The organism is Hyphomicrobium sp. (genome assembly GCF_003987855.1).
Classification (GTDB): domain Bacteria; phylum Pseudomonadota; class Alphaproteobacteria; order Rhizobiales; family Hyphomicrobiaceae; genus Hyphomicrobium_B.
The window spans coordinates 40,310-52,492 of record NZ_RXIZ01000021.1; the positions used below are offsets into that span (position 1 = coordinate 40,310).

8 protein-coding genes and 1 pseudogene are annotated in these 12,183 nt (G+C 56.2%); 6 read left to right on the top strand and 3 right to left on the bottom strand.

All coding sequences use genetic code 11. The features are described 5' to 3' along the window. The first annotated feature begins 528 nt into the window (after positions 1-528). Complete coding sequence (locus tag EKK30_RS17145) at positions 529-1,590, top strand: hypothetical protein (protein WP_290986832.1); 1,062 nt, start codon at positions 529-531, stop codon at positions 1,588-1,590. Between the two features lie 106 nt (positions 1,591-1,696). Here EKK30_RS17145 and EKK30_RS17150 read toward each other — a convergent pair whose 3' ends face one another. Next, positions 1,697-2,662 carry a transporter gene (locus tag EKK30_RS17150; RefSeq protein WP_290986833.1) on the bottom strand — a complete coding sequence of 322 codons (966 nt, stop codon included), beginning with the start codon at positions 2,660-2,662 and terminating at the stop codon, positions 1,697-1,699. Between the two features lie 1,033 nt (positions 2,663-3,695). On the opposite strand from EKK30_RS17150, the gene EKK30_RS17155 reads away from it, so the two are divergent. The 4 genes from EKK30_RS17155 to EKK30_RS17170 all read left to right on the top strand — a co-directional run bounded on the left by EKK30_RS17155 (position 3,696) and on the right by EKK30_RS17170 (position 9,488). Further along, the gene (locus tag EKK30_RS17155) at positions 3,696-3,872 is read left to right on the top strand and encodes a hypothetical protein (RefSeq protein WP_290986834.1); all 177 of its coding nucleotides are present in this window, start codon (positions 3,696-3,698) and stop codon (positions 3,870-3,872) included. A 68-nt stretch (positions 3,873-3,940) separates the two neighbouring features. Beyond that, positions 3,941-6,301, top strand: coding sequence for an arylsulfatase (locus EKK30_RS17160; RefSeq protein ID WP_290986835.1), 2,361 nt, complete (start codon positions 3,941-3,943; stop codon positions 6,299-6,301). A gap of 25 nt (positions 6,302-6,326) precedes the next feature. After that, a complete protein-coding gene (locus EKK30_RS17165) occupies positions 6,327-7,928 on the top strand; it encodes an arylsulfatase (RefSeq protein WP_290986838.1) in 1,602 nt (533 codons plus the stop codon). A gap of 78 nt (positions 7,929-8,006) precedes the next feature. Continuing rightward, on the top strand, positions 8,007-9,488 hold the full coding sequence (locus tag EKK30_RS17170) for an arylsulfatase (RefSeq protein WP_290986840.1): 1,482 nt from the start codon (positions 8,007-8,009) through the stop codon (positions 9,486-9,488). A 205-nt stretch (positions 9,489-9,693) separates the two neighbouring features. On the opposite strand, the gene EKK30_RS17175 is transcribed toward EKK30_RS17170, so the two are convergent. Next, entirely contained in the window at positions 9,694-11,310 is a 1,617-nt protein-coding gene (locus tag EKK30_RS17175; RefSeq protein WP_290986842.1) for an HAD family hydrolase, read from the bottom strand. A gap of 376 nt (positions 11,311-11,686) precedes the next feature. Continuing rightward, positions 11,687-12,064 carry a linear amide C-N hydrolase gene (locus tag EKK30_RS18195; protein WP_366927365.1) on the bottom strand — a complete coding sequence of 126 codons (378 nt, stop codon included), beginning with the start codon at positions 12,062-12,064 and terminating at the stop codon, positions 11,687-11,689. On the opposite strand from EKK30_RS18195, the pseudogene EKK30_RS17180 reads away from it, so the two are divergent. Further along, a pseudogene (locus EKK30_RS17180) lies at positions 11,981-12,183 on the top strand (hypothetical protein); the annotation flags it as partial. The gene EKK30_RS18195 and the pseudogene EKK30_RS17180 sit on opposite strands and share 84 nt — an antisense overlap.

Genomic DNA, 12,183 nt, shown 5'->3' on the forward strand with positions numbered 1-12,183 from the left:
GGAGCAGCTCTAATCTTCGGAGTCGCTGCAGCATTGTCCCAGGCCGACGCGCGGCGCGGAGGCGGCGGACACCGCGGCCAAGCTGTCCACCGCAGCGGAAACGTTCATGTGAACAGGAATGTTGGAGTCAATCGTAATGTCAACGTTCACCGAAACGTAAACGTAAGCCGAAACGTGGTTGTCGGCCGTCGTACTACGGTGGCGTATATTACGGACACGGTCGGCGTTACTGGCACGGCCGGTGGTGGGCCTACGGCGTTGGCTCATGCTGGCGAATGACCCCTGATGGTTATTACGTTTGGGTCTGTTTCTGAGGTCGCACCAGAATAGCTGCGACCTGCAGGAAAACGCGTGCGATGCGCTCGGACATCGCACGACCCAAAGACGGTTGCCGGGACGATCAAGACACGTCACGTGCGATCCGCATGAATTACACCTCTCTGTTTGCATTCTGTTATTTGCTCGCACGCTGCAGCTCTTCGTTTGTGAGAATGCCTGCAAACATGAAAGCTCGAAGAGGCCAAGTCCATGACTAAGCTCATGCGCATAACTGCTTACCTGCTCGCGATTTTGGGAGGGCTACCCGCTGCGTATGGTACGCAAGCCGCGCCCTGTCTTGTGGTCACTTTGACCGGCACAAGCGGCCCACCGCCTTTTAACGGCCTCGCTGGGCCCGGGACGCTGGTACGGTATGGCGACGACGCCAACGACTGTCGGTCCGTCCTGATGCAATTCGACGCCGGGCGCGGCACGCTTATGCGGCTATCGCAAGTGGGTGTCCAAGCTTCGCAGCTCAACGCTGTCTTCTTTACCCACATGCACTCCGACCATATGGAAGGATTTTCCGATATCGTTCAGATGCGCTGGATTTTTGGCGGTCATCAAAAACTCGACGTCGTCTGCAGCACGGATGCAAAAACGCAGCTGGGGTTCGCTTTGAGCTGCAGCAAATTCGTCGCGCACATCAACGACGCCTATGAGCAGTCAGGTGAAACCGCCTACCGCAACGCCGAAATGAAAGGTCTAATCGATGCGGCCGGACCCGTCGCAGGGTTGAATGTCATTACGTTCGATCCCAAGGACGATTCTCAGGCCGTGTGGACGTCGGGTGACGTGAAGGTCAGCGCGGTCCGAACAACTCACATCCCAGGGTATGTGGCCTTCCGCGTCGACACGCCGGCGGGCAGCATCGCGATCGGTGGAGACTCTTCTAACGACGTTCAGGAACCGCCGCGCAAGACGTCAACATCGGACGAATTCGAAAAGCTGGCAAAGGGCGCAGACGTCATCGTGAACACGACTATTCATCCCGTTCTCTCTCCAGAGAGAGGCGCCACCACGCCGCCACCGGTCTACTACCGCCAAAGCAACGCCACTGATCTTGGCGCAATGGCGCAAAGAGACGGAGCCAAGTACCTTATGCTCACTCATCTAGCGCCGCCTATCGGTGCCACGATGCAAGGGACCGTGAAGGTTCAAGGCGGACCGCTAACAGCGCAGGATTACAAGAAGGCTGCCCAAGATGGTGGCTTTACCGGAGATGTCATCGTGGGAACAGACCTTGCGAGCGTGAAGCTGCCACCGAAATGACGGTAACAAACCCCGCACTTGTGTGGAGTTTATCAACTTTGACACGGCAATCTATGCGGCCGTGCAACCATTGCTGACGCGTCTTTGAAGAAGCACAGTAAGCGGCTCAGTGTCCCCCGCCGGAGAGCGGGATCGTGAAATTCAGGTAGCCAGCATCACCTTCGAGACGGTTTTCAACGGCGAATTCGTGAAAGTATTTCACATTGCCGCTGACCGGGGTCTTGCCCAATGCGAACGAGAAATCCAGCGCGGGACCGAGCGCAACGACTCTGCCTTTAAAATCACCGAGGAACTTCGTTCCGGGGCCACTGTCCCCCGTCACTTGCTGGTAGTAGTAGCCTTGGAGACCGAAGGAGAGCGTCTTCGAGAAGTGCTGCATTGCAGCGCCCTCAAGATGGAACTCCGTGCCGGTTGTGTAGTCGGTAGCTTCGTTCGTACCGTTGAACGTGAACCCAGCAGCGCTAGACAATTCGATACCGGTCTTCATATCGAGGTAGGTGACGGCACCGGTCAGATCTCCTGCCCAACGATTGAAGCCGATGTTGGTGACATCTCCCTTCTTCCAGTATCCAACCGGGACATTGAGGAGCGTACCGACACTCCAGTGCCAGCTGCCCTCGTGCCATCCTAACGACGCCCCTAGGACAGGATCGCCGATATGAGCGCCATCATCCTCGAATTTTGGCTGTAAAACGTGGCCCAACACATCCACGGCCGCGCCAGCCGAGACATCTTTCCAGCCGATCGGGACCGAAACGCTGAAGGCGATGTTGCCACTCAGTACCTTGTCGGGCGCGGTCCAGAGCCCGGTAAACAATTTGATGTATGCGTTCGCGTCAACGCCACCGGTGACATCAACGCCACCGATATTGAAATTGATTGGGGCGCTGCCGCTGTAAAAGTAGTTGTAGTCCGCAACGTAGGTTCCGGGCGGCGGAACAAAGCCTGCAAGGCTTGTCTTTGAGCCCAGAAGATAGAAACCCAATCCTCCCTCTGCTGCTTGCGTCTCTTGTGAGCCCGCAACGAACTGTAAAGTGAGGCCCGCCAACAAAAATGCCGTTGTTTGTTTCATAGCTATTCAGCTCGCTGACGGGACCCACATCTGTTGATTTTGAACTCCGAAAGCTGCGCTCACGATTTGGGAACCAAACGACTCCAACTCTTAGGCTAACGGATGTTGACGTGAAATAACGTGTTCCCCGAGATACATCGGGGCATGTGAACGTGATTCTCTGATCTATCTCAGTAGGCAGATGACACGTCAGAGCCGTTCAATCGTCGGGTGCCACTGACAGGCTCCGGTCTTTCAGCGGGCGATGAAAAGGCCGTTTAGGAGGGAGCGATCAAACGCGATCAGTGTCCGACAGCGCTAAGAATTCCAGTCTGCGGCGGAGGTATCATTCGAGCGAAGAAATCCGATGGAACACGTCACTTGATGGCCCTCAGTCGACAAACCATCATTGTCCGCTTTCGTGAGAGCAGCTGACGCACATCGCACCGGAATGATCCGCAATGAGATCGAGCGGTGGACGAATGCTTTCTCTCCAAAGCTACTCTTGCGAAATGTCCGTTTGATCCCACTTGCCGACATTTGAGCCTAACACGGAGCGGAACTCTGCGCGTGTTAGCCGATTCCTACTTTCGGTTCAGAAACGGACGTTGAGGCGGTCTGAGCCCAGTCTTTTTGTAACCCATTCCAGACCTTGCGGCGGATATTGACTGGGTTACGCGCTCATGGTTCCAAACGATCTTGGCCAATCGGCGAGATGGGCCCAGCGTTGAAATCGCATTGCGAAGCGACTTTCCGGCAATGACCTGGCAATTGCTGAATTCTATCCAGGCAAGCAATCGCCGCTTGTTCTAGATCAACACTCGTGATTTATCAGTATGCTGACGTACTTGGCAGACGCGCGCCACGAAATCGTCCTTCGTGTTGCGTCCATACCGGGAGCGGAGCGTATGCTAAAAAAATAACAATAATATGTGGGCTATCTGCTGGATTGCTGTCACCTTTGTCGGCGTACGCGGCTCATGTGCATGGCCGAACCAATGCACACGTTGGCAGAAATGCGCGTGTTAACAGAAATGTCCATGTCGACAGAAACGTGCGTGTCAATAAGAACGTGCATGTCGGGACGAATAGTCTTGTAGTCGGCCATCGTTACCATGGCGGCGTCTGGTACGGCACAGGGCGGCGATACTGGCATGGCCGCTGGTACGACTATGGTGTCGGTGCGTGCTGGTTGCTCACGCCCATCGGTTACGTCTGGACCTGCAGTTGATTGCTTTGACAGGGCAGCTCAGGTCGAGATTGCCTGAGCGAAAAGCACCGAGTTCGCGGCGCTTGGCAGTGGCCTTTTATGTAAAGAGCATCGTCGTCCTGACCCCAATTTTGCTGTTCACATGCTCTGCGAAGGCAGCTTCGAACGACGGATCCGTACTGCCGTTCCCGCCGACACCATCAGCGAGCATTGCGGCCCCGAGGCTCCAAGATTCCAAACATCAGAGGCGGGTAGAGCAGGACCACCTACCTAAAGACGCACCGAATATCCTGATCATACTATTGGACGACGTCGGCTTCGGACTTCCTGATACATATGGCGGACCAATCCATACGCCGACGCTCTCTCGGATTGCAAACGACGGCATCAGCTACAACGCTTTTCACACGACTTCGATCTGCTCGCCAACGCGCGCCGCTCTTTTGACAGGGCGTAATCACCAGCGCGTGGGTTCGGGAACCATCGCCGAACGTGCCGTCGATTGGGACGGCTATACGGGCGTTATTCCAAGAACATCGGCGAGCATCGCCAAAGTCCTTGGTGATTACGGCTACAAAACTGCGGCCCTCGGCAAGTGGCACAACACACCCGCCACCGAAACCACGCCGATGGGACCGTTCACGCTATGGCCGACCGGTGAAGGCATCGGCTTTGACTACTTCTATGGCTTCTTGGCGGGCGAAACTTCGCAATGGGAGCCGCGTCTCTTCGAGAATTTCAATCCGATCGAGCCCCCGCAGGTTGAGAAGTATCATCTGAGCGAGGACTTGGCGGATAAAGCGATCACGTGGATGCGCAAGCAACGTGCGTATTCGCCCGATAAACCGTTCCTCATGTACTGGGCTCCAGGCGCAGCGCACGGTCCCCACCACATCTTCAAAGAATGGGCTGACAAATACAAAGGTCAATTCGATGACGGATGGGATGCGCTCCGCGAGCGTACATTCGAGCGACAAAAGCAACTTGGCTGGATTCCCGCAGATACCAAGTTGACGCCACGTCCCGAGACGATGGCGGCGTGGAACAGCGTTCCGGAAAATCAGCGCGCGTTCCAACGGCGGTTGATGGAAGTATTCGCAGGCTTTGTGGAGCACATTGATGTTCAGGCCGGCAAAGTCATCGACGAATTGGATCGCCTAAATATCCGGGACAACACGATCGTCTTCTATATTTTCGGGGACAATGGTGCGAGTGCCGAGGGACAAAACGGCAGCATCAGCGAGCTGTTGGCGCAGAACCAGATTCCGAACACCATAGAGCAGCAAATCGATGCAATGAACCAATTGGGTGGTTTAGACGCCCTCGGTGGCCCGAAGATGGATAACATGTATCACGCCGGCTGGGCGTGGGCGGGCGATACACCATTTAAATACACGAAGTTGATTGCGTCGCACTTCGGCGGCACTCGGAATCCCATGGCTATTTCATGGCCCGCCCGCATCAAGCCGGATAAGACGCCGCGCTCCCAATTTCACCACGTCAATGACATTGTGCCCACGATTTATGACATCCTGGGTATCAAGCCGCCAAGAGTCGTCGATGGTTTCCAGCAAGACCCGATCGATGGCGTCAGCATGGTGTATACATTCGCCGACGCAACGGCGCCGACTCGCAAGGTTACACAATATTTTGATAATAACGGCAGTCGCGGCATCTACCACGACGGTTGGTTTGCTTCGACGTTCGGCCCGTTGACGCCGTGGCTCACCATTTCGCCAGGTCTCGCAGCCTGGGATTCAGCAAAAGACAAGTGGGAGCTCTACAAGCTCAATTCCGATTTTTCGCAGGCAGAAGATCTCGCCGGCAAGGAACCGCAGCGCTTAAGCGAGATGAAGTCTTTGTTTCTAAAGGAAGCAGAGACTAACAATGCATTCCCCATCGGCGCGGGAATTTGGCTGCGCATTCATCCCGAAGATCGGGCAAAGACACCCTATAGGAGCTGGGATTTCGATGCGACGACGACGCGGATGCCCGAGTTTGCCGCTCCTGGCGTAGGTCGAGAAAGCAATCGCGTCACGATCGACGCTGTATTCGGTGAGAATGCGTCCGGCGTTCTCTATGCTCTCGGCGGCGCGAGCGGCGGCCTCACGCTCTACATGGACGACGGCCACCTCGTCTACGAATACAACATGATGATAATCGAGCGGTACACCGCGCGCTCCGCGCAAAAGCTATCCCCCGGCAAACACCGGATCGAAGTCGGCACCAGCATCGCCAAGCCGGGAGCGCCTGCACTCGTTGTTCTAAATGTTGATGGACATGAGGTCGCGCGCGCCGACGTCAAGCGCACCGTTCCTGCCGCATTCACCGCCAGCGAAACGTTCGACGTAGGCGTCGATCTCGGATCGCCTGTTTCTCTCAAATATTTCGATAAACGGCCATTTCCATTCAATGGCACGATCAACCGCGTTCACGTTGAGCTTCAATAAGTAAGGGTCGCATGGAGTAAACAATATGGATATCAGAGGACTTCTAGGCTTACCCGCGCTTGCCATTGTAGGTCTTTCATTAGCGGCGCCTGCACACGCTCAATCTCCGAAACCCAACGTCGTTATAATCTGGGGCGATGATATCGGAATTTCAGACATCAGCGCCTACTCGCACGGGTTGATGGGTTTCAAGACGCCCAACATCGATCGCGTCGCGAAAGAGGGCGTCATCTTCACCGATTACTACGGCGAACAGAGTTGCACCGCCGGCCGCGCTTCTTTCATCACCGGACAATCTGGCCTGCGAACGGGCATGACCAAGGTGGGCTTGCCGGGCGCCACACTGGGGCTTCAGAAAGAAGATCCGACGATCGCCGAATTGCTCAAGCCGCTTGGCTACGCGACTGGCCAATTCGGAAAAAATCACCTCGGCGATCGCAACGAATTTCTGCCAACCGTGCATGGCTTCGATGAATTCTACGGCAACCTCTATCACCTCAACGCTGAGGAAGAACCTGAATTACCCGACTACCCGACGGACCCGCAGTTTCGAGCGAGGTTCGGTCCGCGCGGAGTCATGGACTGCAAAGCGTCCGATAAGGACGACGAAACAGTCGATCCTCGTTTCGGCAAGGTCGGCAAGCAAGTCTGTGTCGATACCGGCCCCTTGACGCGGGCGCGGATGGTAACGATCGATGACGACATCACCAATCGCGCCGTAGACTTCATGCAGCGCCAAAAGAACGCGGGCAAACCGTTCTTCGTTTGGATCAACACCACCCACATGCACTTCCGTACTCACACCAAGCCCGAGAGCGTCGGACAGGCTGGGCGTTGGCAAAGTCCCTATCACGATACGATGATCGACCACGATAGGAACGTCGGACAGATCCTGAAGGCGTTGGATGATCTAGGCATCGCCGACAATACGTTCGTGATGTACTCGACCGACAATGGCCCGCACATCAACAGTTGGCCCGACGCCGCAATGACGCCGTTCCGCAACGAGAAAAATTCGAATTGGGAAGGCGCCTATCGAATCCCGGCGATGTGCCGGTGGCCAGGCAAGATCAAGCCGGGAGAAGTGTCCAACGACCTCGCCGCGCACCTCGACATGCTACCGACAATCCTAGCTATCGCTGGCGACACGCAGGTCAAGGACAAGCTAATCACTGGATACAAAGTCGGCGATATGACGTACAAGGTTCATCTCGACGGCGACAATCTGGTGCCGTACTTATCGGGACAGACCGCGAAGAGTCCGAGAGAGTCGTTCTTGTACGTCAACGACGATCAGCAGTTGACGGGCCTTCGATACGATAACTGGAAGTTTGTCTTCATGGAGCAACGCGCACCAGGTACGTTGCGCGTTTGGGCGGAGCCATTTACCAACCTTCGCGTTCCAAAAATCTTCAATCTTAGAACGGATCCCTACGAACGCGCCGACATTACCTCTAATACCTACTACGATTGGCTGCTGGACCATGCATTCGCGTTAGTGCCAGCGCAGGGCTACGTGGGACAATTCCTGTCGACGTTTAAGGACTTTCCCCAACGGCAGAAGTCGGCGAGCTTCAACATGGATGAAGTCTTTGCAAAGCTGAAGGAAACACCGATCGAAAAGTAAACCTTCTATTGGCGAGGGCGCTTCGACCGAAAGCGCCCAGCCATCTCTAACGCGTGCAGTCGGTTGGAGATCTCCGCAATGAATTTTAGGCTCATTACATTGGCGGCCGTTTCGGGGCTTCTATTCACTGCGCCGGTCAATGCGCAAGAGAGCCGACCGAACATCATCTTCATCATGGCGGACGATCTCGGCAACGCTGACCTTGGCTACCGAGGCGGCGAAGTTAAAACCCCCAATATCGACAAGCTCGCCAATGAAGGAGTTCGACTGGAGTCGTATTATGGCGAGCCGGTCTGTACCCCGTCACGTGCAGCGCTCATGACTGGCCGCTATCCCATGCGCTATGGCCTGCAAACGTTGGTTATCTTTCCCAGTCACACCTACGGATTGCCAATGGACGAGCGCACGTTGCCGCAAGCTTTGAAGGATGCCGGCTACAAGACTCTCATGGTCGGAAAGTGGCACCTCGGACATGCCGATAGGAAATACTGGCCGCAGAACCGGGGCTTCGACTATTTCTACGGCAACGTCGTCGGAGAAGTTGAATATTTTACCCGCGAGCGTGGCGGCCTGATCGACTGGCAACGAAACGGCACGTTCCTGAAAGAGCACGGCTACTACACGGACCTTATTGGAGACGATGCCGTCAAACTTATCGATCAACAGGACGGCAAGGCGCCGTTCTTTCTCTATTTCGCCTCTTTGGCGCCTCACGCGCCGTATCAGGCGCCTCAGAGCGTCATCGATCAATACAAGAACGTGCCTGACAAACTCCGACGAACCTACATGGCTATGATCACCGTTCTTGATACGCAGGTCGGACGAGTTGTGGCCGAACTCGACAGGAAGGGATTGCGCGACAACACGATCATCCTTTTCGCCAGCGATAATGGCGGAGCAACGAGTGGTCTCTTCGCGCAAGGAGCTAAAAGCAACGAGGAGAGGAGAACGGAGGAGGGTGGCATCGGGCAAGGTGAGAAAGCGCCGGCCTCCAACGCCCCGTTCAGCGGCGGCAAAGGGAGCCTCCGCGAAGGCGGAGTGCGCGTACCCGCATTCGTCAATTGGCCAGCCAAGCTCAAACCTCGTGTTGTCAGCGAGCCGCTGCACATGGTCGACGTGATGCCGACGCTGCTGGCGCTCGCGGGCGGCAAAGGCAGCGCCGATCATCCCTTTGATGGAAAGGACATGTGGCAAACTCTTTCCGACGGAGTGCCGTCCCCGAATGAGGACATTCTGATCAACGTTGAAGCATTCCGAGGGGCCGTCCGCAAAGGCGACTGGAAACTTCTCAGAATTGCTCTTCTGCCGGGTAAGACTTTGTTGTTTAATATCGCCACAGACCCCGGGGAGACGACTAACGTAGCAGACCAGAACCCCGAGATCGTCCGTGATCTCGATGCTCGGCTCCTTGCCTATGCCAAGCAGCAGAAGCCCAGCTTGTGGATCAAAGCGCAGCCTGCATTTGTCGGCGTCCAGGGGAAAACAATCCTAGACCCTGACTTTGATATCGACGATAGCGGGCTACCCAAAGAAAAGATGAGGCTTCCAGACAGTAAGTGAAGGCCTTTCGTGGACGCTTGGGGTCCAAGGGCAGCATTAGAAAAAGAGCGTGACTTGAAGTTCGGGGTCTGTCCGACGTACGGAAGTGACGGTGACCTGCCCCAGTCGAGTGGCGACACACGGCAGTAGCCCGCGAGTGAGGCCAAGCAGCTAGCGTTGGCACGCATACTTTCGATGCCGGCGGCTTATAGCCAAGCCACAAGCTTCAATTCCATTGCTTGAGCTTCTTTGCAGCCGTGCCAAACGCGCCTAACTGGTATACGGCCGCGCCAGCTGGCGAGAACGTGAACGGTTGGAACGGTTCGGCTATCATCTTATCGAGGTAAGTGCGCGGGGCGACGCCCGTGCTGACATGCGGATTGAAGTTCTCTCCAGACAATTTCGGTACGAACGTTGACACATAATCGATAATGGCTGCATCGATAGCGGAATCCGCGTGCGACGCGGTAAATGCGCCAATGGGGCCGGTTTGCAGCATAAACGGCTTCGCTGCGTCAATGATCTCGGCCTGTAGTTTCAATATTACCGGCGTTGGCTTCGCTCTGATGCCGGCGACGCCAGTCGCGCCGGTGGGAGCATAGTAGAATTTGAACGCCTCCAGTTTCATCGTGTTCACGTTGGAGGTCGAGAGTACCTTTTCCACGGCAGCATATAATTTGTCCAAGTCCGCAGTGCGGACGAAGCACTGAAGCATCGTAATGTGCGGACGGTGCGCGGCATCCAGAGCGAATCCTTGCGGGTAAATCTGGAGGAGCCGGGTGTTGTTGGCTTCGGCATGTTGAAGCATCGTTGCATCCGGTTCCAGCAAGATGTCGATGGCCGTGACCGACGAATCGTCAGAAGCAAAGACCGTATTCCAGTCGTTCTTCATGTCGACAATGGTCCAGCCGCGCTGCGGCGCTTCCTTCAGAGCTTCGACAAGCTTGCCGCTGCTCTTTGGATTGACGTCATAGGCGTATTCCCGCTCGCTGTCAGTGTGGTGGACGATGAGGCCGAAGCTCGGGCGCGGGTTGTTGATGGTGGTGTATTCCAGCATGGCTTGGTCGCCATCGCTGTTACCAAAACAGGCGATGGGGCGGCGGCCGATAAATTCCCAAATTCCCACCGGCTTGCCTGTCTTGTCGTCGACGAACAAGTAGTCCAGCGTTTTTACTAGCACGGGTCCACTGTCGCGCAGTTCGAACACCGTGCGCCCCGTGGAGCCGACGACCTGATCGGGCGGAATGCCGTAAACGCGCTCCGACCAGACGCGCATGAAATCCGCGCCGCCACCCGAGACGATGAATGTCTTGAAGCCATTCGCCCGCAGGTAACGCAGGAGTTCCTGCATCGGCTGATAGGTGAGCTGATCGTAGGGCCTGCCGAAGCGCGGGTGTTTAGCAGAGGCAAGCCACGCCTCCACCCGAGCGCGGAAGTCGTCGGTCGTAATACCGGCATGAGTGAGCGCCACGATACGTAGCAGGCCGTCGTGATGCTCGCCTGCGAGGAGTTTGCCTATGTCGCCCGCAAGGGCCGCCTGCACCATGGGATCGGCAGCCAGCTTGGGCTCGTTCGGCGAGCGGCGCTTCAGCTCATCAAAGACGTACGCCATTTGAAACGGTACAGGATTTTCGGGCCACAACGTACCATCGTTGTCAAAGACGGCGATGCGCTCGGCGGGCGGCACAAAATCAGCCGAACCTTCCTGAGTAACCCTTTCAACGAATGCTTTGATAGCTGCCTTCGGCGCGGTGTCGTTCCAAGATGGAAGCGGGTCGGCGGCGCAGGCGGCGCTGGTGAGCGCGAGCAGGAAAAGCAGCGACTCTATGAGCAATCGTTTCATGATCTTCCTTAGCCTGCGACGAAGATCGTCTCCTCTTCGCCCTTCCGCAATCTGGCAGCGCTGCAAGGGACCGCTACAAAAGGACGGTCCCAAGTCTACTCGTTCAAAACGACAGCCAGCCTGACATTCTGGACTTGGGAAAGCGAACACCTTTCGTCAGCGTCGTGTCGGAATCAGAAGCATCAAAGTTGGCGGTGGATGCCGGCGGCCGCGTCCCACCTCCCCCCAATGCACTAGAAACACCACTTTTAGAAGATCACTTTGCGGGGCTCGAAGTTTTTCGTCACGTCGCCTGTCAGGTTGATGTCGTCGGGGCGAGAATGAGGACGGCGCCGCAGGCATCAGATCGAATTTGGAGAGTTCCATCCAAATGACGTTAGGGCTGGTCGTCAGCTCGAAATAATAGGCGTGGTTCGTGAGGTCGATGGCCGTGCGAACTGAGTATTATAGAGGCTTCCCGGGGCCTGTTCGGCGCACCGAACGGGACAGAGACGTTGCGGACGATCGCAAGGATGGCGGCAATGGCCTCTCGCGTGTTCTTTGGCTCCGGGAGCCACTCGCGATAGTAATCGGCCCGTATGAAGCGATCCTTCGCGTCCGTGTTGCCGGGAATGGGGGTTTGGCGCGTCGCGTTATCAAAGTTGAACGTGGCACGGTAGGCGAGCTGCTGGTGGTAGGATGGGTCGTTCGTCATGATGCGATATTCGCGGCTGTGATAAACCGTCTTCTTCCCGCCGGCGACGTATTCAATGATGGCGCTGTCGCCAGTTGCATCCTCTCTGCTTATTATTCTGCGACCAAACATGCGCTGGAAGGCTATTCGGAGTCGCTGGATCACGAGGTCCGCGCCTTCAACATTCGCGTCTCAATTGT